The sequence below is a fragment of the Bacteroidota bacterium genome (assembly GCA_016714535.1).
Taxonomy (GTDB): domain Bacteria; phylum Bacteroidota; class Bacteroidia; order AKYH767-A; family OLB10; genus JADKFV01.
On record JADKDR010000013.1, the window covers coordinates 86,657 to 109,119 of the forward strand.

At 38.2% G+C, this 22,463-nt stretch carries 20 protein-coding genes, 1 other RNA gene and 2 pseudogenes; 9 read left to right on the forward strand and 14 right to left on the reverse strand.

From position 1 onward, the window contains the following. Window positions 1-2 precede the first annotated feature (2 nt). Window positions 3-326, reverse strand: coding sequence for a cytochrome c (locus tag IPO27_15985; protein MBK8847941.1), 324 nt, complete (start codon window positions 324-326; stop codon window positions 3-5). Window positions 327-578: 252 nt separating this feature from the next. Between IPO27_15985 and IPO27_15990 the strand changes: the two genes are divergently transcribed. Further along, on the forward strand, window positions 579-1,094 hold the full coding sequence (locus IPO27_15990; protein ID MBK8847942.1) for a DUF1905 domain-containing protein: 516 nt from the start codon (window positions 579-581) through the stop codon (window positions 1,092-1,094). Between the two features lie 342 nt (window positions 1,095-1,436). Then, window positions 1,437-2,880 (forward strand): annotated as a pseudogene (locus IPO27_15995) (aldehyde dehydrogenase). A gap of 7 nt (window positions 2,881-2,887) precedes the next feature. Here the strand turns inward: IPO27_15995 and ligA are convergent. Together ligA and prmC are read right to left on the reverse strand one after the other, a co-directional pair. Further along, window positions 2,888-4,897 carry an NAD-dependent DNA ligase LigA gene (ligA, locus tag IPO27_16000; protein MBK8847943.1) on the reverse strand — a complete coding sequence of 670 codons (2,010 nt, stop codon included), beginning with the start codon at window positions 4,895-4,897 and terminating at the stop codon, window positions 2,888-2,890. A 39-nt stretch (window positions 4,898-4,936) separates the two neighbouring features. Continuing rightward, window positions 4,937-5,815, reverse strand: a complete 879-nt coding sequence (gene prmC / locus IPO27_16005; protein ID MBK8847944.1) for a peptide chain release factor N(5)-glutamine methyltransferase — start codon at window positions 5,813-5,815, stop codon at window positions 4,937-4,939. A gap of 52 nt (window positions 5,816-5,867) precedes the next feature. Here prmC and ribD point away from each other — a divergent pair, with 52 nt between their 5' ends. Both ribD and IPO27_16015 read left to right on the forward strand, forming a co-directional pair. Further along, window positions 5,868-6,926 (forward strand): bifunctional diaminohydroxyphosphoribosylaminopyrimidine deaminase/5-amino-6-(5-phosphoribosylamino)uracil reductase RibD, encoded by a 1,059-nt coding sequence (ribD, locus tag IPO27_16010; GenBank protein ID MBK8847945.1) that lies wholly within the window; start codon window positions 5,868-5,870, stop codon window positions 6,924-6,926. A 59-nt stretch (window positions 6,927-6,985) separates the two neighbouring features. After that, window positions 6,986-8,344: a T9SS type A sorting domain-containing protein gene (locus IPO27_16015; protein MBK8847946.1), complete on the forward strand. Its 1,359-nt coding sequence runs from the start codon at window positions 6,986-6,988 to the stop codon at window positions 8,342-8,344. A gap of 80 nt (window positions 8,345-8,424) precedes the next feature. Here IPO27_16015 and IPO27_16020 read toward each other — a convergent pair whose 3' ends face one another. The 4 genes from IPO27_16020 to ffs form a co-directional block, all read right to left on the reverse strand. Continuing rightward, a complete protein-coding gene (locus IPO27_16020) occupies window positions 8,425-9,834 on the reverse strand; it encodes a glycosyltransferase (protein ID MBK8847947.1) in 1,410 nt (469 codons plus the stop codon). 57 nt (window positions 9,835-9,891) lie between these two features. Then, window positions 9,892-10,641, reverse strand: a complete 750-nt coding sequence (locus IPO27_16025) for an FkbM family methyltransferase (GenBank protein MBK8847948.1) — start codon at window positions 10,639-10,641, stop codon at window positions 9,892-9,894. Window positions 10,642-10,682: 41 nt separating this feature from the next. Then, window positions 10,683-11,330, reverse strand: coding sequence for a fructose-6-phosphate aldolase (fsa, locus tag IPO27_16030; protein ID MBK8847949.1), 648 nt, complete (start codon window positions 11,328-11,330; stop codon window positions 10,683-10,685). A gap of 166 nt (window positions 11,331-11,496) precedes the next feature. Further along, an RNA gene (gene ffs / locus IPO27_16035) (signal recognition particle sRNA small type) lies at window positions 11,497-11,595 on the reverse strand. Window positions 11,596-11,829: 234 nt separating this feature from the next. On the opposite strand from ffs, the gene IPO27_16040 reads away from it, so the two are divergent. The 4 genes and pseudogenes from IPO27_16040 to IPO27_16055 all read left to right on the forward strand — a co-directional run bounded on the left by IPO27_16040 (window position 11,830) and on the right by IPO27_16055 (window position 14,740). Continuing rightward, a complete protein-coding gene (locus IPO27_16040; protein MBK8847950.1) occupies window positions 11,830-12,366 on the forward strand; it encodes a DUF4199 domain-containing protein in 537 nt (178 codons plus the stop codon). Beyond that, entirely contained in the window at window positions 12,366-13,322 is a 957-nt protein-coding gene (locus IPO27_16045) for a glycosyltransferase family 2 protein (GenBank protein ID MBK8847951.1), read from the forward strand. Before IPO27_16040 ends, IPO27_16045 begins: the two co-directional genes overlap by 1 nt. 8 nt (window positions 13,323-13,330) lie before the next feature. After that, window positions 13,331-14,463 (forward strand): annotated as a pseudogene (locus IPO27_16050) (glycosyltransferase). 79 nt (window positions 14,464-14,542) lie between these two features. Beyond that, on the forward strand, window positions 14,543-14,740 hold the full coding sequence (locus IPO27_16055) for a hypothetical protein (protein MBK8847952.1): 198 nt from the start codon (window positions 14,543-14,545) through the stop codon (window positions 14,738-14,740). Window positions 14,741-14,785: 45 nt separating this feature from the next. Here IPO27_16055 and IPO27_16060 read toward each other — a convergent pair whose 3' ends face one another. The 7 genes from IPO27_16060 to IPO27_16090 form a co-directional block, all read right to left on the reverse strand. Next, on the reverse strand, window positions 14,786-16,402 hold the full coding sequence (locus IPO27_16060) for a DNA mismatch repair protein MutS (GenBank protein MBK8847953.1): 1,617 nt from the start codon (window positions 16,400-16,402) through the stop codon (window positions 14,786-14,788). Between the two features lie 200 nt (window positions 16,403-16,602). Beyond that, complete coding sequence (locus IPO27_16065) at window positions 16,603-16,884, reverse strand: hypothetical protein (GenBank protein ID MBK8847954.1); 282 nt, start codon at window positions 16,882-16,884, stop codon at window positions 16,603-16,605. A gap of 2 nt (window positions 16,885-16,886) precedes the next feature. Further along, window positions 16,887-17,096 carry a hypothetical protein gene (locus IPO27_16070; protein ID MBK8847955.1) on the reverse strand — a complete coding sequence of 70 codons (210 nt, stop codon included), beginning with the start codon at window positions 17,094-17,096 and terminating at the stop codon, window positions 16,887-16,889. Next, on the reverse strand, window positions 17,097-17,645 hold the full coding sequence (gene lptC / locus IPO27_16075) for an LPS export ABC transporter periplasmic protein LptC (protein ID MBK8847956.1): 549 nt from the start codon (window positions 17,643-17,645) through the stop codon (window positions 17,097-17,099). Window positions 17,646-17,654: 9 nt separating this feature from the next. Beyond that, window positions 17,655-19,016, reverse strand: coding sequence for a hypothetical protein (locus IPO27_16080; protein ID MBK8847957.1), 1,362 nt, complete (start codon window positions 19,014-19,016; stop codon window positions 17,655-17,657). Next, window positions 19,016-19,744, reverse strand: coding sequence for a type III pantothenate kinase (locus IPO27_16085; GenBank protein MBK8847958.1), 729 nt, complete (start codon window positions 19,742-19,744; stop codon window positions 19,016-19,018). The genes IPO27_16080 and IPO27_16085 overlap by 1 nt, the downstream gene beginning before the upstream one ends. A gap of 5 nt (window positions 19,745-19,749) precedes the next feature. Next, complete coding sequence (locus tag IPO27_16090) at window positions 19,750-20,367, reverse strand: YigZ family protein (protein MBK8847959.1); 618 nt, start codon at window positions 20,365-20,367, stop codon at window positions 19,750-19,752. Window positions 20,368-20,601: 234 nt separating this feature from the next. Here IPO27_16090 and yidC point away from each other — a divergent pair, with 234 nt between their 5' ends. Further along, on the forward strand, window positions 20,602-22,461 hold the full coding sequence (yidC, locus tag IPO27_16095; GenBank protein ID MBK8847960.1) for a membrane protein insertase YidC: 1,860 nt from the start codon (window positions 20,602-20,604) through the stop codon (window positions 22,459-22,461). Window positions 22,462-22,463 lie beyond the last annotated feature (2 nt).

Sequence of the window (22,463 nt, forward strand, 5' to 3'; positions counted from 1 at the left end):
GATTATTTTTGCAAGCTTTTGCAGTAGAGCGATACTGCCCTTATTTCGGGCTCTCCAAGCAGTTCTTTATAGGGTGGCATGCTGTTTTTACCATGAAATATAACATCTCCAATGTCATTTACATCTTTTTTAATGGTGGTAAGGTTGGTAGCATTATTAAGCATTGCATCTCCCGAATCACCATGACACGAAATACAGTGTCTGCCATATAGCGATTGGCCATACTTCAACATATCAGTATCATTGCTTAACTGCACACCTGATTGCTGACAGGATGCATAAATCATTATACATGTTACTACAAGTATATATGTTTTGAGTTTCATAAATTGTACTTTCTGTTATCGAAACAAATATAAGTTTAATTAAGAGCCTGTATAAAATTTTATTTTTGAGTTTAACAGGAGCGAGTATTTTGATTAGCTCTCCATATTTTACAGTTCTTAACTGTGTGCCAATGTCTGGAAATTTAACCAAGAAAGAAGACAATCGAAGATATCACTTAAGTAAAACAAATAAATATATCTTAAACAGCCTCTAATAACATTGTTTATTTTTGCTTCATTCTATTAAATATCATGGCTACAAAAAACAAACAAATTGAATTTGAAGCGGTACTTTATAAGTTTGACAAGAAGGGCGAGAAAACCGGTTGGACCTACATTGAAATCCCTGCCGACCTTGCTTCCGAAATTTCAGAAGGTACACGCAAATCGTTTAGGGTTAAGGGTTCAATTGATAAATTTAAAATCTCAGGGGTGGCGCTTTTACCTATGGGAGAAGGTGATTTTATATTGCCGGTAAATAATGAAATGAGAAAAGGTATTGGCAAGCGTGAGGGTGCACACGTACATGTAAAGCTAATGACCGATAAGATAGCTTATGAATTGAATGCAGATTTGGTTGAATGCCTCAACGATGATGAAATGGCTAGTAAGACATTTTATGCCATGCCTCAATCGCATCAAAATTATTATAGCAAATGGGTAGACAGCGCTAAGACAGATGCTACCAAAGGAGTTCGTATTTCTAAAATAGTAATTGGAATGAACAGAGGGTATACTTTTCGCGAAATACTTCAAATGGGAAAGTAGATGAAATGGAATGCTGCTTTGTTAGTGTGCTTTAGAAACTTTCTGTATTTTTATTAGCAGGCTGAATAGGTTTTGCCTTATTGTTTTTGGCAAATTTTCTGATTGCCTTTTTTTTTGCATCCTGCAAAACTTGGCAATATTTATAACCGCCTCGCGCAGAAGTAGGATTAATCAATTGAATTATATATTAGCAAAAATCTCTTAAGTAAATTCAAAATATAAATCTTTAGCATGATCGAATTAGAATGATTAGTCAATTTTATTAATTTCGTTGCCAGTATATTTAAGTTGTCTGTTCTTTTCAATCGCTGTACATTCGTTGCATCAAATTGAAGAATTAAGATGCTAAACATTGCAAACTATATAAACGGAAAATTAGTGCCTCCCAATGCGGGGTCATATTTAGATAATTACAATCCATCTACAGGAAAAGTTTATTCGAGGTTGCCCGACTCAGATGCTAGTGATGTTCAAATGGCTGTAGATGCTTCTTCAGCAGCATTTGCAAGTTGGAGCAATATGCCGGTCACTGATCGTTCGAAAATATTGATGCGCATAGCGGCCTTAATAGATGAGCGAAACGAAGCACTCGCACTTGCCGAAAGTATTGACAACGGCAAACCCATTTGGCTCGCCAAATCGGTTGATATTCCGCGTGCATCGGCAAACTTTCATTTCTATGCCACCGGTGCTATTCACCTTGCAACCGAAGCACATGCAATGGAAGACACAGCCATCAATTACACACTGCGCCATCCCATTGGTATTGCAGGTTGTATTTCGCCCTGGAATTTACCGCTATATTTATTTACATGGAAAATAGCGCCTGCGCTTGCATCCGGCAATTGCGTAATTGCAAAACCCAGCGAGATTACTCCCATGACAGCCTACTTACTTTCGGAATTATGTATAGAGGCTGGCTTACCACCCGGAGTATTAAATATTGTGCATGGACTTGGAACAAAAGTGGGTGCGGCAATTGTTGAACATGAAAAAATTCCTGTAATTAGTTTTACTGGAGGAACCAAAACCGGAGAGTGGATTGCACGTATAGCTGCACCAAAATTTAAAAAACTGTCGCTTGAGCTTGGAGGAAAAAATCCCAACATCATATATGCTGACAGTGACTTTGATCTTGCCGTAAAAACCTCAGTTACTGCGGCCTTTAGTAATCAAGGTGAAATTTGCCTTTGTGGTTCGCGCATATTTATAGAACGCAGCATTTACGATGAGTTTAAAAAAAGCTTTTGTTGCAAGGGTAAAAACCTTGAAAGTTGGTAACCCTGCAAATGACGATTCGCGCATGGGTGCCATTGTATCTCAACAACACATGGAAAAAATTTTGAGCTACATTGAACTTGCCAGGCAAGAAGGAGGGGACATTCTTACCGGAGGAAAGAGATTGATACTTGAAGAGCCGCTAAAAGATGGATACTATATTGAACCAACCGTAATTGAAGGCCTAGCATATAATTGCCGAACAAATCTGGAAGAAATTTTTGGTCCCGTAGTTACGATTATGCCCTTTGATACGGAAGACCAAGTTATCGAGTATGCGAATGTTACGCAATACGGATTGGCAGCCACCATCTTTACACAAAACTTAACACGCGCGCATCGCACGGCAGCGCGGTTACATTCCGGTATTGTTTGGATTAATTGTTGGCTGTTGCGTGACTTGCGCACACCATTTGGCGGAATGAAAAATAGCGGTGTTGGCAGAGAAGGCGGTTTCGAAGCGCTTAAGTTTTTTACTGAGGAAAAAAATGTTTGCGTAAAGCTATAAAGGAGATTTATTTGCCAAGCATTTTTTCAAATTCAGATTCATCAATAATTTTTATTCCCAACTCATTCGCTTTATCAATTTTATTCTGACCAGGATCGGAGCCTGCAAGAACAAAAGTGGTCTTACTGCTTACACTGCCCGATGCTTTGCCACCATTGCGTTCTATAGCCTCTTTAATTTCATCGCGCTTGTAGTTTGTTAAGGTACCTGTAGCTACTATAGTCATTCCTTTTAAGGTTTCGCTTCGGTTAGCATGCACTTGCTCGTCAATGGCAAAGTTTAATCCGGCCTCTTCGAGGCGATGAATGATGGTTTTGTTTTTTTCGTTTAAAAAATGTTGCAGTATACTTTGCGCAATTTTTTCACCTACCTCCGGTGCAGCAATCAATTCTTCAAAGGTTGCACTACTCAGTGTTTTCATATTCTTAAAATATAGCGCTATTTTTTTTGCAACAGTGTCACCAACATAGCGGATACCAATGGCAAACAAAACTTTTTCAAACGGTATTTGGCGCGATTGTGCAATGGCTTCAATCAGGTTTTGTGCACTCTTCTCAGCAAATCTGTCAAGGGCAAGCAAATCTTCTTTTTTTAAATCATAAATATCAGCAATGGTGGAGACTAAATTTTTTTCTACTAATAGTTCAACGGTTTCACTTCCAAGGCCATCAATATTCATTGCCTTGCGCGAGGCAAAGTGTTCGATGCGTCCTTTTATTTGGGGCTTGCATCCATTATCATTAGGGCAATAGTGATTGGCTTCGTTTTCAATGCGCTCGAGCTCGGTGCCACACTCCGGACAATGCGTAATATAATGCACAGGCGCAGCCTGAGGATTGCGTTTGCTAAGGGCTACTGCGGTAACCTTCGGAATTATTTCGCCTCCTTTTTCTACATGCACATAGTCATGTTCATGCAGGTCGAGTTTTTCAATGATGTCGGCATTATGCAAAGATGCACGTTTTACCATGGTGCCTGCAAGTAATACAGGTTGCAAGTTTGCAACCGGAGTAATAGCACCGGTCCGGCCAACCTGATAGGTTACTTTTTGTAATTGTGTGATGGCACTTTGTGCTTTGTACTTATAAGCAATGGCCCAACGTGGCGATTTTGCAGTATAGCCCAATTCATCTTGCAATCGGTAGTCATTTATTTTTATCACTACACCATCAATATCAAAACTCAATTGTTCGCGCGCCTGTTCCCATTCGTTTATATACGCAAGAACTTCGTCAAGCGATTTGCATTTTGCATAAGAGTCAGAAACTTTAAAACCCCATTCTTTTGCTTTGCGCAAACTATCGTAATGCGAGTGTATAGTTAAGTTATCACCATACAGCCCATACAGGAAGCAATCTAATTTTCTTCGAGCCACCTCGGCACTATCTTGTAACTTAAGTGTGCCACTGGCAAAATTGCGTGGATTAGCTGCCGGTGCTTCACCTATTTCGATTTTCTCTGCATTTATTTTATCAAAGGTAGAACGATGCATTAATACCTCTCCACGTATTTCAAAAGTTTCGGGATAATCGCCTTTGTGCAACTTTAATGGTATGCTGCGTATAGTCCTGACGTTATTGGTAACATCATCGCCCTCCACGCCATCGCCTCGTGTAACAGCCTGGGTAAGCACCCCATTTACATAAGTAATTCCTATGGCTACACCATCATATTTCAATTCGCACACATATTCAAATTGGTCGCCTATTGATTTGCGAATACGGTTGTCAAACTCACGCAATTCATCTTCCGAATAAGTGTTACCCAACGAGAGCATTGGATATTTATGCTTTACAGTAGCAAACGATTTGCTTACAGTGCCGCCTACGCGCTGCGCAGGCGACTCGGGCAAAGCAAGTTCAGGGTAATCTTTTTCTAGTTGCAGTAACTCCTCGAGCAAGCGATCGAATTCATAATCGCTTATTAATGACTCTGACAAAACATAATAATGATAATTATACTCTTCAATTATTTTACTTAGATATTCAATCCGTTTTTGTGCTTCTTCTTTTTTCATAGCGAGCTTTTTTTTAATTCAGTACTTCTTTGGATATGTTTAAAAATTAGTTGTTAATTCATTATTACATTGAATAATAATAAAGCGCTCTTTGCCAACAATATCCTTTTCGATTTTACAATTTTCAAATCCTTGATTTGAAAACAACTCCAGCATTTCTTTTCCTTTTTTTTCGTTTATCTCAAATGCCGCCAAACGCAGCTTGGGGGCCTGTTTCATTAGTGTTGCCAATTGCCTGTAAAAGGATAAGGAATCGTTGCTATAATCAAATAAGGCAAGGTGGGGTTCGTAATCAAGAACATTTTTATGCATCAACTCTTTATCGTCAATTGTTACATAAGGGGGATTGCTAACAAACACATTTGCGTTTTGCATAGCAACCTTAAGCTTATTGCCGTAATTAAAAATATCATCAACAAAAAAATCTATCTGGCATTTATTTAATTGTGCATTTTCTAAGGCAACATGTATGGCTTCTGGCGAAATATCAATGCCCACAACATTGGCATATTTTAGTTGATGTTTGATACCAAGTGCCATACAGCCGCTGCCGGTACAAAAGTCTATTACATAAGGCTGAGTTATGTTTTTGAGTAAGCCGTTTATCTTTATTACTAGCTCTTCGGTTTCTGGCCGAGGTATAAGCACATGTTTATTTACATATAACTTGAGATTATCAAAGTATACAACTCCGGTTACATATTGAACTGGTTCATGATTAAGCAACCGTTGCATGCATTGTTCTACTTCAGCTATAAGAAGAGGCGAATACGCAGCATTAAGTGCAAGGGTCAATTCAGAAAAATTGCATTTAAGTATATGACAAAATAAGATGCGTGATATACTCTCGGCCTCATGTTTTTCATAGCTAGCGCTTAATCTGCTGATGCATTCTTTGTATTGTTCTGATAGTGTCAATTCTTAATTTTTATTTTCCTTCGCAAAGTATTTTTGCAAATAAACCATTCCTGTGACAAATCACGAAAAATATATGAGGCGATGCCTTCAACTTGCCAAGTTGGGCGAAGGCCATGTTGCCCCCAATCCAATGGTTGGTGCAGTATTGGTTTACAAAGACCGCATTATAGGTGAGGGGTATCATCAACAATTCGGAAAGGCACATGCAGAGGTTAATTGTATACAAAGCGTGCATGATGAATCGCTATTGCCCGCATCTACTTTATATGTTTCGTTAGAGCCTTGCTCACATTTTGCAAAAACACCGCCTTGTTCCGACCTCATAATAAAAAATAAAATAGGTCATGTTGTGGTAGGTATTACCGATAATTCGGATAAGGTAAATGGAAAAGGAATTGCGCAGTTGCGCAATGCGGGAGTGCATGTTACAAAATCAGTGCTCGAGCGAGAATGCTATGAGATTAACCGATTTTTCTTTACGGCAAATAAATTGAAGCGTCCGTATGTAATTTTAAAATGGGCGCAATCTGCTGATGGATTTATTGCACCTGATGTGCGGCAAAAAGGTAAAATAGAATGGATTAGCAATCAGATTTCGCAAATGCTTGTGCATAAATGGCGGGCTTCCATACAAGCGATAATGGCAGGAACACAAACAATTATAGATGATAATCCTCAATTGACCACACGTAACTGGCATGGCCATAATCCGGTCAAGGTTATCATTGACAAAAATCTGCGCATTCCTTCTCAAGCAAATGTTTTTCAAGAATCAGGAAATACCATCGTATATACAAGCATGGCATCTATTAACCAACCAAATGCAGAAATGGTTATTTGGGAGAGAGATAGAATTTCAATTAAGAATATTTTAGACGATTTGTATAACCGCCATATTCACTCGCTTATGGTAGAGGGAGGTGCAGCACTATTACAAAGTTTTATGGAGGATGGTTTATGGGATGAGGCACAAGTTTTTATATCTAATAAAAAGTTGGAGCAAGGGGTTAAAGCTCCTGTTTTCGAAGGTGTCTTACAATGCAGCGAAATGCTGGGCAATGATCAACTAAATTGTTACCACCCTACATATAGGCCTATAGTTGATAGATAAATTAATGTTAGGTAAAATATGGCAATTATTTTATTAACTTAGCAGCCCTTTTTCTATTCATGTACCGCCACACACATATTCTGCTAATACTATGGCTTGGGCTTATTAACAATATAGCCGCCCAGGTAATTCAGCATCCTACCGGATTATACATATTGAATGATTCGTTGAATGGTTCTATTTCATCTGATTTGCTGACCTACGAGCAGGCAGATGGTTATGTATGTCGCTATAAATGGTCAGCGTTGCATACGGCTCCAAACGTGTACAATTTTCAGGCTTTACTAAGCAATATACATACGGCACACCAGCATGGCAAAAAAGTATGTATAGCTGTTACTGCTGGCAATGGAACTCCTGCCTGGCTTTTTACTGAAGGCGCAGAAAAACTTTCGTTTAAAGAAATTACGTATCGGGGCGAAGGAGAAAAATTAATTAACGTAGTAATGGCACCACCCTGGGATGGTGTGTTTCTGAAATATTATTTTCAATTTTTAGAAGAATTAAAAAGTGTGCTTAATGCCGATACAGCTACCTATAATACAGTAGCTCAAATAAAGGTATGTGGCATAAATAATTATACAGCAGAGCTTGCACTGCCACGATTGGTGTACGAAACCAATGGCAACGACACCACTACCAATGCGCACGACATCTGGCTCGCGGCAGGCTATCGCCCAAGCAAAGTGATGGATGCTTATGGATTAATATTAAAAAAATACATCAAGCTTTTTAAAGACAAGCCGCTGGATGTGCCTATGGTGCCCGACCCTTATAGTTTTCCACTTATTAGTAATGAAGGAAATATTATTCATAAAAATAATCAGAGCATTGCTGCCCGATTAATTAATAAAGCTGTTAACAGTGGCAGTAAACGAATGATGATACAATGGAATGCTTTTTCGAAAAACTTTGTGCCTTCATTAATTGATACAGCCATGTTTAATGGTGCGCAAGGTGGCTTACAGGTTTCGTTTAAATACTTTGGCAACCCATCGGCTGCGTTACACGATTCGTTAAAATTTCTTTTTGAATATGCCTATGCCAAAAATATAAATTACATGGAGGTTCATCCCAATACCTTGCGCAATCTGCCTGATGCGTGTACCTATGGTCATGAGTTATTGCATAAACGTGATGGGCTGCAACCCGAAATTGAATTGGCAGCTATAGCGCAAAATGCTCCGAACCCATTTTCAGACTTTACCTCCATTACACTCACTGCTGATTTGCCTCGGAAGCCATTGCTTGAGATTTATAATGCCAACGGACAGCTTATAAATAAGATAAAGCCGGTAAAAAGAGGAGAAAATACCTACATCTATTTTGTAGATGGAAATTATCTGATTCCGGGAACGTATATATACACCGTTAAATTAGAAGATAAGCTGTTGAGTGGAAAAATGGTGAAGCAGTAGGGGTAAGAGGCACTAACCCTGCAAACAGCTCCGTGGTTCTACTATGAATAGTGAATTGCCTTAGGCTAACTCACTGCAAGTTAAATAAACTTTATTTTTTTGGCTGCAAACATGCACATGCGTAGTAGAATAAGGCCATGTGTAAAACGCGAAATATTTGTGTCGCCATAGGTCCTTTCGCGATAGCGAATTGGAATTTCAACAATGCGCATGTTTAATTTGTATGCACCAAATATCAAATCGAAATCGCCAAAGGGATCGAAGTCACCAAAAAATTTCCGGTTGATAACCAGGTTGTCGTAGTCTTTGCGAAAGATTACCTTAGTACCACACAGTGTATCTTTAAATGGTTGCTCAAGCAACCATGTAAAAGCAGATGAGAAGAATTTGTTTCCAAGCAGGTTTAAAAAGCGCATGGCTTCTTTTTCCATTTGATAGATAAGCCTCGAGCCATTAATAAAATCGCCTTGTCCACTGGCAATAGCATTGTAAAACTTTGGCAGGTCTTCAGGTGGAACGGTAAGGTCAGCATCTAGTATCATTAGTATATCGCTGGTCGACATTGCAAATCCGGTTTTTACTGCATCATTTTTTCCTTTACCAGGTTGTTGTCCTATCTTGATATCATATTGGCCCTCATATTTTTTCTTTATCTCCTGTATCACTTGCCAGGTATTGTCGGTACTATTGCCTTCTATAAATATTATTTCCTGGTGTTTGCTGAATTTGGGCATCCGTGTAATGGCATTTTCAATATTGCCCGCTTCGTTTCGTGCAGGTATTACAATCGATACAGAATATTTTTCATCCAAATTTTTTTCGGTTTCATGCTTGGGCTTTGCAAACGAATACATATTTAATGCAAAGAATTTGAATATTGGTAAACGTACCAATATCTTATTGCACAATGGGGCAAGAAGCGGTATGCGAAAAGGTAACAACATTGAATTTACTCTGCGATAAACATCAAAGCCGGACAGTTCGAGCAAATTACGAATGTCTTGTTGCGACAGCCAGTTTTGATTCGGTGTTTTGGTTTTAATTCCCAATCGCTCTCCCCATTTTATAACGGGTTCCCATAGATAACTGTAATAGGTGATTATTATTTTTGTGTATTGATGACACACTCGGTGAAGTTGCTCAAATACCTGCTGCACATCATCCACATAGCCTATTAGATTTGATAGAATTATCAAATCAAATTTTTGATCAAGTTGAATGTCTTCGGCACTCATTACAAGAAAGTCCACATCCTTGAATTGCGATTTGGCAATCTCAATCATGTTAGCGCTAAAGTCTATTCCGGTTTTATTTTTTCCGTTAATTTCGTGAATCAATTCTCCTGTGCCACATCCAATTTCAAGAACCGAATAATTTTCGTGAGAAAAATAATTGCAATACTTAGTAATGTCATCCCAATAATAGCGGTGACTTTTGCGATTTTTAACCCGGTTGCCGGCAATCTGATCAAAATATTCTTTCTTATTCACTGTTAGAAAAGTATAGCGTTTTATGAAAACGGGGGCAATGATAACATATTTCAACAATTAGGCACTTTCCATTCGCCTAACGTAGATGTTGAAATATTTTTCTTCGTGTACAGGTAAAGCCAGCAAGTCTTGCATACTCATAAGTTTTTGCTCGCCATCTGTAAACAAAAAAATTTGAAAGCCTAGTTGGAATAAAAAGTCAGCGAATTCCTTTACACTGCTGCCTGATTTTTGTAAACCATAAGGCCATAATTCTGAAAGTAATTTTATTTGATGATTATACTCAAGGCATTGTTTCATCCCTTTCAGGGCAAACATTTCAAATCCCTGAATATCCATTTTTATAAAATCAACTTTCTTATTTCTTTGCAAATAACTATCTATGCTCACGCAAGGCATTTCGTACTTTGTTTTATACGATTCGGGCTCATAGGTTCGATGGTCCACATTCAAGAAGTCAGAAACGTATACAGTTACCGTTCCATTTTGCTCGCTAACAGCATTGGGGTTAAGCGAAACATTTGCTAAGGAAAAGCAATTGCGTTGCAGGTACTCAAAGTTTTTTTTGTCAGGCTCAAAGGCATGCACATACCCTTTGATTCCTACAAGCCTTGAAATTATTTTCGTATAGAACCCAATATTTGCTCCTATATCACAAACGATGTCGCCCTTTTTGATATTTTCATTCAGAAGTTCAATTTCGTGAGCATCTTGTTTGAACTTAAAGTAAGGGTAAATAATATTGTAAACCGGAAAGCAATTTTCATAAAGAAAATTGCCAAGGCGTGTTTGAACTGTTTTTTGCATACGATTCGAATCCTTTTATATAAAGGAAGAAGGTATTTAATTTACTTGGCTGCGTCTGCCAGGAATTTGGCCAGCCCTATATCCGTTAATGGATGTTTTAATAAATCAGTTATAGCATTTAATGGGCAGGTGGCCACATCGGCACCGATTTTAGCGCACTGAATAATGTGCATAGGATGGCGAATAGATGCTGCCAATATTTTTGTATTAAATCCATAGTTGTCATAAATGGTGCGTATATCCTCTATTAATACCATGCCATCGGTACTTACATCATCTAACCTTCCTAGAAATGGTGAAACGTACGTTGCACCAGCCTTTGCTGCCAGCAATGCCTGCCCTGCAGAAAAAACAAGGGTGCAGTTGGTTCGAATTCCCTTTTTTGAGAAATATTTTAATGCTTTTACTCCCTCTTTAATCATCGGTACTTTTACAACAATATTTTTGTGTAAGGCAGCCAATGCTTCGCCTTCTTTTATAATACCGGCAAAATCGGTGCTGATAACTTCTGCACTTACATCGCCATCAACAATGTTGCATATATCTATATAGTGTTGCCTGATTTTTTCTTCGCCCTTAATTCCTTCTTTAGCCATGAGCGATGGGTTGGTGGTTACACCATCAAGTACGCCAAGGTCATTGGCTTCTTTTATTTGTGCAAGGTTTGCTGTGTCAATAAAAAATAACATATTACAATTATTCTTGGTTTAAAGTATTGATTTTTATACTAGCTACTTCATTATATATGAGGTAGGTTTAAAGGGGTGAATCAGAAATACACTGAGCTTAATTAACAGCGATTGATAGGAATGAAGCCAACATTATAAGTATCAGGAACAACGACAACCAATAAAAAATGGGTAAGCTACTTACATCGCACCGCTACAACCGCATGTCCTTGCTCCGTTCCCGGCCTGGGGAGGTTAGCAGGAGCTGGTCGTATAAGACTTACCCGGGGCAAAAGTAAGAATCAATTTATCGAATCAAAATTATTTGACTTACTTATTTTTCGAAAGTAGTCCAACCGGGTCATTTTATTATTTTATGATCTAAGGAAATAAGCAGCAAGCATTACCCTCCGGCAATGGTGTTTTTACTATTTAAGCATTGTTTAAGCATAAATTTTAGATCGCATCTATAATTGCCAAAGTATTTTTTTAGGTTTGCTCAATTTAATTTAACAAGCTCTTGAACAATTCAGAATTATTAAAGCACTGTATTAAGTATGCAACATTATATGCTTTGGCCGGTTTTGGGCTGTTTGTTATCCTCAGTTTTATAACAGATAACCCAATGGGTAATATTTCACTACTTGGTACTCCGGTGTTTATTGCTTTTATTTGTTATTCGCAAAAAAATTATCGTGATCAACAACTCAAAGGTTCGATAACCTATGGGCAGGCAGTTCAAGTTGGTTTATATACGGTGGTATTTTCTTCTCTTATGTTTTGTTTACTCTTGTATTTATATGTTGGATTTTTGCGGCCTGATATTTTTAACAATTACAAGCAGTTTACCCTCGATCAATTTCAAAAACTAAGCGATATGGGTATTATGAGCCAACTGGCTGAGAAGTCTATATCTGAAGCTGAAAAGCTTACACCTGGTGCAGTTGTGCAGGGCGAATGTTTAAACAAATTATTGGGCGGTTTAATCATTGTGCTTATATCTTCGGCAGTGTTTAAAAAACAAGAACCTATTAACCCTTCAAATGATCTTATATAATGAACATTTCAATTGTTATACCCTTATTCAACGAAGATGAATCTTTAACCGAATTAACCGATTGGATAAACCGAGTGATGGAGAAACATGATTTCAGTTATGAAATTATTTACATAGATGACGGAAGCACCGATAAGTCGTGGCAAGTAATAGAAGAATTAGCAACAGCCAACAATCAAATACGAGGTATTAAATTCAGGCGCAATTACGGCAAAAGTGCAGCTTTACAAAAGGGCTTTGAAGCGGCCCAAGGTGAGGTGGTCATAACCATGGATGCCGATTTGCAGGATAGTCCGGATGAGATTCCAGAATTGTATCGCATGATTGCACAAGATAAGTATGACCTAGTATCGGGTTGGAAACGCAAGCGCTACGACCCGCTAATGAAAACTATTCCAAGTAAACTTTTTAATAAGACCACTCAACTAATGAGCGGCATATATAACCTGCATGATTTTAATTGCGGCCTTAAAGCGTACAGGCAAGAAGTGGTAAAAAATATTGAGGTATATGGAGAAATGCATCGATATATACCTGTAATAGCCAAGTGGCAAGGCTTTAGCAAAATTGCAGAAAAGGAAGTGCAACATCAGGCACGTAAGTATGGTGTTACTAAATTCGGGTTAGAAAGGTTTATTAATGGTTTTCTTGATTTGCTAACCATATTTTTTGTTGGCAAGTTTGGCAAGCGCCCTATGCATATGTTTGGCACCTTAGGTACACTGATGTTTGCCATTGGATTTATGTTTACACTTATGTTGGGTTTAAACAAATTATATACGGTTTATTTTACCAATGAGAATGCACGTATGCTAACCGAAAGGCCTTCGTTTTATCTCTCACTTACCTGTATGGTTTTGGGTTCTATGCTTTTTCTTGCCGGCTTTCTGGGCGAATTAATTTCACGTGTTGGTGCCAACCGCAACAATTATCAAATTGAAAAACGAATTAAATAAGCACCTCCATGCATGTAGTTATATTGGGTAGCGCTCATCCATTTCGCGGTGGACTTGCTTCGTATAATGAAAGACTAGCCACTGAATTTCAAAATTTAGGGCATACGGTTCAGATTTACACCTTCAGTTTGCAATACCCGGGTTTTTTGTTTCCGGGAAAAACACAGTTTAGCGATTCGCCTCCACCTTCTCATTTATCAATTAAGCAAAAGGTAAACAGCATTAATCCTTTTAATTGGATACGAGTTGGCCTGGAGCTAAAAAAACTGAACCCTGATTTATTGATATTCAAATTCTGGCTTCCTTTTATGGGTCCTTGTTTTGGTACCATTGGTCGCATTGTGAAATGCAACAAAAAAACAACCATTGTAACCATACTGGATAATGTAATTCCTCATGAACCACGACCGGGTGATGTTATGTTTACTAAATATTTTTTGAAGTGCAGCGATGCCTTTGTGGCCATGAGCGAGTCAGTTCAAAAAGATTTAGGGAAATTTGAAAGTGAAAAATCTGTATTCTCAATCCACATCCATTGTTTGATAATTTTGGTGATGCAGTTAGTAAGAATGAGGCAAAACAATTTTTAGGATTAGATGCTAATCAAAGCTATCTTCTGTTTTTTGGTTTCATCAGAGATTATAAAGGGCTCGACCTGTTACTTAATGCCATGGCAGATAAGAGGGTTATTCAAACAAATTGCAAACTTATAGTTGCCGGAGAATTTTATTCGGACAGTAAGCCATATCTGGAACTAATAGAAAGACTTAACCTTACTGATAGAATAATTTTACGTACTGATTTTATCAGCGATGAGCAGGTCAAATATTTTTTCTGCGCAGCAGATTTGGTGGTGCAACCCTATAAACATGCAACGCAAAGCGGAGTTACGCAAATTTGCTATCATTTTAATAAGCCCATGTTAGTTACCAATGTAGGTGGTTTGGCCGAAATTGTACCGAATAATAAAGCTGGTTACGTAACCCAAGTGGAGGTTGCCGAAATTGCAAAAGCCATTGCCCGGTTTTATGAAAACAGGGAAGAAGGTTTTTTTGTGGAAAATATTGAACAATTGAAGCATAGATTTAGCTGGAATGCGATGGTTATCAACATATTAAGGTTGGTTAAAAAAAATAGATGATTTGTATTGCACAGTCAAAATAAAATATACATTTGCACCCGTTAAAAATTAAATTTAATTTAAATTAAAATCAAAAAAGATGAAAAAATTAATTATCGCTTTCGCAGCAATCGCATTTCTTGCTTCATGTAAGAAGGAGTACACTTGTACTTGCAAAACTACATTGTTAGGAATAACAAGTTCTGCTTCAACTACTATTAAGGATACAAAGAAGAATGCTGAAGAAACTTGTGACAAAGGTGATCAAAGCGGATTGGTTGAATGTTCAATTGACTAATCAACTGCAAAGTTTATGAAAAGGCCATCAGAAATGATGGCCTTTTTAGTTCTTACCCTTGCCACTTACGTTAACCTCTGTTTCGGGAACAAGGTTTTGGGCCAGACACGAAGTTTTAAATCCATTAAATATTACCACTACTTTATTACCTTCCATCGATTCAATTGTCCCTGCCACTCTTCCTCCTTTAAGCAAAACCCTTAGCCCGGGCTTCAGCATGTCCAAATATTTTTTATTTAAAACTGCTTCGGCTTTGGTTTCGGTTTTTTTGATTTCAGTTTTTTGCTGCCCAAATAGTCGCTGATACTTTTGTAATACAGCCTTTTTATCTTTAGTGCTTTTCCATTCGTTAACAAACTTTACGATTAGGGCATCAAATTTTTTTACCAACGTTAATTCAGCTTCCTTAATTCGTTGTTCAAATTGTTTGCGTCCGGTTTCGCCCTGCTCAAGCAGTTTGTTGTATTTCTCCAACAACTCGTCCAATGCCTTTTCTGCATCAGATATTTCTTTGGCCTTACGGTCAACATAGTTTTTTTGCTCTTCTACTTCTCGAAGCATATTTTCGAGCAAGACATTTTGCTTTGGAATTTTTTTTCGAGCATTTTCGATAATAATTTTGTCGAGCCCGCTTCGTTCAGCTACCAAAAAGGTATAACTGCTGCCGGGTTTTCCTACTGTAAGTTTGTATCGTGGCTCAAGTTTTTCTGGGTCAAACAACATGTTACCATTAATTAATCCTTCGGTTTTATCTGCCAGTATTTTAAGGTTTAAAAAATGGGTGGTAACTATACCAATGCATTTGTATTCATTTAGTTTTTCCAAAATGGCTTCGGCAAGTGCACCACCAAGTTGCGGGTCGGTGCCAGTCCCCAATTCATCAATAATGAATAAACTTCCAGCATCGGCATACTGCAAAAAGTCGCGCATCTTTTGTAGTCGGGATGAGTAGGTGCTCAATTCGTACTCAATACTTTGCGAATCGCCAATGTCTATCATTAACTTCGAAAAAATGCCAAAGGTGCTTTCGGGTTCACAACTTACTAAGAAACCACTTTGCAGCATCAATTGCAACAAGGCAACAGTTTTCATGCAAACCGTTTTGCCACCTGCATTTGGACCGCTTATCACCAGTATCCGGTTTTTGTTTTTCAGATATAATGAAAATGGAATGGTTTGTTTTTTTATTTTTTTATTTTGCCAGTAGAGCAGGGGATGCACCGCTTGTTTTACATCTATCTGCGGGTCATTAACTATAACTGGTAATGAGGCATTAATATCCGTTGCATAGCGTGCTTTGGCTTGTATAAAATCAAACTGAAGCAAAATGTTGTAATATTCATTAATCCGGTAACGGTATCCCTGTAGTTCTTTTGTTAACGATTTCAGTATACGTTGAATTTCGTGGCGCTCTTCTTCTTCAAGTCCGGTAATGGCATTGTTAATGGGAATAAGTTGCTCAGCCTCTAAATAAACTGTTTTACCAGTGGTGGATGTATCGTGAATAATGCCGGGAATTATTCGTTTATATTCGACATAGATGGCGATTACTCTGCGGCCATTGCGCATACTTTCCTCAGTTTCGCTGGTGTATCCGGCTTTCCGGTATTTGCCTAATAACGTAATGAATTGATGTTCTCCTTCGCTCCGCTTTTTAGACAAACTTCTTCTTATTGATGCAAGTTCTGGCGATGCATTACTTTTAATAATTCCATTGGTATCAAAAACTCTGAAAATAATTTCAATAATTTCTTTTTCATAGGCTGAATTCTGAATGATGGTAGCTAACGTATGGTAGGCGGTGGTCCTTGAAGAAAAAAAGTGAAATATATCGCGGCAGGTAGCGGTTATAGCTGCAATATTTAAAACCGGGAAGCTGCTAATGTGGAGTTCTCAAGTTCAAGCAACTTGAGTTCGCGGTGAATATCTAAGTAGTTGTCAGATGGAAACTGATCGCCATTAACAAGGAGCTTTTTAAATTCATTAACTAGCAAAAGATGGTGACAAATAAGATCGAAGTCGCTGATGGGCTGCACATCTGCTATGCTTTGCATAGTGCGTTGCATTAAAGCATGGGTAGCACATTGCAATTTTATCTGCTGTAGCTCATCAATAAGTAAATTGGTTGGAGGGAATAACTGCACGTTTAATCCTGTTGCTTATCAGTTTTATAATACTTGCGCATTTCTACATCCTGCCGTTGTTGCCTGCGTCTGAAAAATAAAATTATTCCGATAAAAACAAAAGGTATAAACCAGGCGCCTTCCTGCCATGAACTTAAGAGTGTTTTATAAACACAAAGCAGTCCGGCAAAAAGTGCCAATCCAAGCCAGGAATATTCCCTAAATGGTTTCATTTATTTTTGAACGGCAAATATACCGGTAACCTTTTTAATTTTATAACGTGTAAAATCTTCATTTGCTTCCAAACCATCTCCTTCAATAATTTCCTCTCCGGTGGTTATTTTTACATGCTTATCGCTGTAAAAGCTCGATGTATTCTCATCCCAAACCAACCTTTCGGTTTCCAACATATCACCTTTCTTATTTATTACCACCACTTTGTTTCGGGCTTCCATTTTCTTCTCACGTTCATAGCGTATTGCATAATTGGCCGTAAGTGTACTCATCACATTGAGGCTGTCGTCAAAAAATTCCATTTTTACACCATTAGGCATTTCAAGGTATGGAATTTCGCGATTCAGGTAGTTATTCATTAACGGTGATGCTATACGTGCTTTAAGCAGCGAAGAGTCGTTGTAGTCAATGATAATATCAACCGCGGTCTCAGTTGGCAGGCTATCAATTGGGGTGCTTATTTCTACTTTAGCTACATCGTCCTTGCAGCTATGAAGTAAAGTGAGGCTCAACCAAAACAAGTAGATATTTAATTTTTGCAGGCTCATAGCAAGTTATTAGTCGTACTTACGCGGATTAAACCAACGCTCACATAAGTTAACTCCTATATGGAAACGAAAATATTTTTCCTGTACCAGATTGTTTTGGGTGGTTCCCCTTTGTCCAAACTCAAAAGCCAGGTTGATGCGCGAAAAACTAGTAGCATATGCTGCAGTTACTGCATCTTTCTTTATAGGAAGCCCAATGCCAATGGTTAAGGTATAATCATCAATTGGTTGATTATTGAACCTGAACATGCTTTGTGTGTAACGACCGCCAATGCGATATGCAATCCTTTGATGGTAACGCGTTGAATTGTACTTGGGCACAAATTCGAAACCTGCCGAAACCCGGGTCGAATTAGATAACTTATCACTAATGCCAAATGCATCTAGTTTGCTCCAATCTTGAATGCTATAGTCGACCATAAAATTCCAAAGCAAAGGGTCGCGCAAACTAAATCCGAAACGATAAGAAGGAGGCAAGGTGGTATTGCCAGTAACCGGAGGCGAATAGCTTACAGTGTCAAAAATAGTAATGCTGCCATCTAATTCCGTATAGGTTTGCACTACACGGTCATTGGTACTTTTTACCTTTGCCCCAAGGCTTGACGCTGCTGATAATGAAAAGGAAAAGTGCTTTTTTATAACCTGGTATCGAGGTATCGTATCTTTTGGCCCCGAAGGTTTTTCTCGTTTTCGCTTAGTGTAACTTAGTAGGGTATCGTTGTTGTAAATTATTCCCGCATCAAATAAAAAATCGCCAATAGAAGAGTTGCTTATATCTCTGCTAAAAACAAGTGATCGTGTTTCATAACTAGTGCTATGAAGTTTTTGTAAGGAGCCAAATAAATAAGATGCATTGGCACCAATATGCAAATTACGTAGCGGTCGAAATCCGGATCCAATAAAGAAGCGACTTAAACTTCCCGTGCCTTCATAGGTTTGTATGGCTTTATTGCCTTGGGGGTCAATGCTATAATATTTCAGGTTGTAACCTCTGGCGCTGTAGGGTATAAGTCCAAAGCTTGCTCCAATGTTATGTTTGCGGCTTACCGGAAATCCAATAGCAAAGTAATTGAATGCGGCATCGCTCTTTAAGGTTTTTTTATTGTAAGTGCTTAAGCCTGTAAGGCTTGTATTTAGTGCAGCGTCAACCAATGTAATTTTCATGGCCGAAAGACTGGCAGGGTTTAGAAAATTCATTTGCAACGAATCACACATAGCACTGCCTGCGCCCCCATAGCCCAATTGTGCAGCATAGCCGTTAAATTGCAATTCGCCTATACCAAATCGTGAATATGGAGATACGGTGCCTACCTGCCCCTCTGCTTTTGTTACAATTAAAAGTAATAAAGCACCAACTATTATTTTTTGCATCAACTGTTTAATTTTAAGATTTGATATAAGCCCTGCAATGTAAAATCGCGGGCAGCAAATGTAAAATTGATTTGCTGTGAAAAAAAACGCAGATCGCCTCCTGTTATTATAGTTATCAGATTTGGGAATTTCTGTTTATACCTGGCAATTATTGCTTCTACTTCCAATATAATGGCAAGTTCAACTCCTGTATTTAAGCATGCTTCGGTGCTGGTTCCAATTAATTTGTTCGTGTTTATTTTTTTCGGAATAAATTCAATTAAAGGTAACTTTCCTGTAAAATGATTTAAAGCTTTGTACCGCATGCGTATTCCGGGATGAATGGAGCCACCACAATAGCTCTTGTTTTTTTCGAGCAAATCAAATTTGATGCATGTGCCAGCATCTACTACCAATACATTGCCTGCAAGTTGCGAAGCGGCAGCAATGTTTGCTATGCGGTCTTTACCTAGCGTGTTTGGGGTTTTATATTTATTTACAAAAGGGAGTCTACTCTTAATATCCAATACATGGGTAGGGTAGTTGGATTGAAGAAACTTGATAAACCTGCCATCGTCTGATCTGACGCTGCAATAAATAGTTGATTCAATTTTTGATATGCTTTGAATATAGTTTGTTAGTAACTTATAATCAAAATCAATCAGCTTAATACTTCCGTATCGCTTTCCACTTTTATTGAACAAGGCCAATTTTACATGCGTGTTGCCGGCATCTATTACTAAGTGCATACTTGCTAGGTGTATAAGAAGTTTAGCTTGCCGTTAAATAAATAGTTCTGCTGAAAGTCATCAATCAGGGCGTTTTCATTTTTACGGCCAACGGTAAAAGTAAGGCAGCAATCTTCTTCCATTTTATTTGAAGTAATAGTTGCATTATAATTTTTCAGTCTACGCATTACTTCATTCATTAGCTCATAGCTAAATTGAATGGTGTAGTTTGCTGTAATCTCTTTATTAATAATGGTAGCACTTGTAATCGCATCGGTTGCAGCTTCTTTGTAAGCATGAATGAGGCCCTGCACGCCCAGCAAAGTGCCTCCAAAATATCGAACCACAATGATTGCACAATCTGTAAGGTCTTTACTAAGTAATTGGTTTAGTATGGGCTTTCCGGCAGTTCCTGTTGGTTCGCCATCGTCATTTATTTTATACAGGGCTCTTGAAGGTGTCAACCTCCATGCATAGCAATGATGATTTGCTTTGGCGTGTATTTCTTTAATTTCGCTAAGTGATTGTTTAAAATCAAGTTCTGTTTTAATAGGGAACAAATAACTCATAAACTTACTTCCACGGTCTCGAAACAAGCCTTCTGTGCTGCTTTCTATAGTATTGTAAGTTTCGTCAAAGAGCATGAATAAGTTAAAATTATGTTCGCTTTTTTCAATTGACAATTATATGACAATTGATGGAATCGGTCAATGTATATTTGTGTCAGATTTTAAGGGGTTAAGATTGAATTTAGTCCAAATGCGCCACTGCCAGGTGGCGCTTTGGCATTTTAAGTATATCCTGTCATAACCTATTCTTTTTTAAAATTACTGTACATCTTCTGATATATTTGCAGCCCCAAATTTTACTAAATAAGAATGGACAGGAATACCATCATTGGTTTTGTTTTGATAATTGTTGTACTTATTGGATACACCTATTATAATCAACCTACAGAAGAAGAACAGGAAGCCTATCGCGGGCAGCAGGACTCAATAGCAAGTTTTGCAAAGAGAAAGGCAAATGATAGTTTGGCCAATCAAGTGGTAGTCAATAAGGTTGATTCCAACGTTATATCATCATCTGATAGCGTTGTGGCTGATCAAAACCTTTCTCAATTTGGCGCGTTTGCAACCTCGTCAACAGGTCAAGCCAAAGACATCGTAATCGAAAATGAAAAAATAATTGTTACCTTAACTACCAAAGGTGGATATGTAAAGCAAGTAGAGCTAAAGAATACCAAGACCTATGATGGTAAGCCACTCTACCTGTATGAAAAGGATTCTACAGCTACAGGAATTAATTTTTTTAGCGAGAACAGAAGTATTAATACCACCGATTTGTTTTTTGCACCCCAAGGTCCCGGGTTTGCTGTTGAAGGAAATGCAAGCAAGACCCTGGTTTTGCGAATAGATGCTGGTAATAATCGATCAATCGATTATGAATATTCTCTTGCAGGAAATAGTTATGAATTGAAGTACAGTATCAGGATGAATAACATGCAAAGCCTGATAGCTGCCAACACCTCCTATCTCGAAATGGATTGGAATGCAACGCTGCCGCGCCTTGAGCGCAAAGCCAAAGGAGAGAGGCAGTATTCGACCATCAACTATGTTTACTCAAATGGCGAAAACGATTACCTTTCTGAAACAGAAGACGAAAAAGAAAGCTTGAATGAAAAAATAAAGTGGATTTCGTTTAAGCAGCATTTTTTTTCAAGCATTTTATATGCTGAGAAATCTTTTGAAAATGCGCAAGTTGCAACCTATACTGACTTTGAAAGCGAAGACAAAGTGCGCACGATGAAAGCCAACATGCGTATTCCTTATAACCGCAAGCCAGACGAGTCGTTTGCGATGGCCTATTACTTTGGGCCCAATCATTACAGCACCTTAAAATCATTTGACCGCGATTATGAAAAGTCAATACAACTCGGTTGGGGAATTTTAGGTTGGATAAACCGATTTATTGTAATCCCTGTTTTTAATTGGCTGAAAAATTTTGGCTTAAGTTTTGGCATCGTCATTTTGGTATTAACCATCATTATCAAATTAATATTGCTTCCTCTTAACTACAGAGCATACTTGTCGAGTGCCAAGATGCGAGTATTACAGCCGGAAGTAACCGAGTTGCAAAGTAAGTTTAAAGAAGAGCCATTGAAAATGCAACAGGAAATGATGGGGTTGTATCGCAAAGCCGGTGTAAGTCCATTAGGTGGTTGCTGGCCCATGCTCTTGCAAATGCCCATTCTCTTCGCCATGCTACGGTTTTTTCCTGCTTCGTTCGAGTTAAGACAGGAAGCTTTCTTGTGGGCACGAGATTTATCTACCTATGATAGCATTTTTGATTTAGGATTTAATATACCGGGTTATGGCGATCATGTAAGTTTGTGGACAATACTTATGACACTATCCACTTTATTATTTACCTATTACAATTCGCAACAGCTTAATACCAGTGCCAACCCGGCCATGAAATACATGATGTACCTGATGCCATTAATTTTCCTCGGTTTTTTGAATGACTTTCCTGCAGGGCTTAACTATTATTATTTCCTTGGAAATATTATTTCCATTGCCACCCAGTTTTTGTTTAAGGGTATGGTGAATCATGATGCCATTATTGCTAAAATCGAAGCGAATAAAAAGAAACCGCAATCTCAAAAGAAATCAGGTTTTCAGGAAAGGTTGGAGAAAATGGCTCGCGAAAGAGGGTATCAACCACCAAAGAAAAAATAACA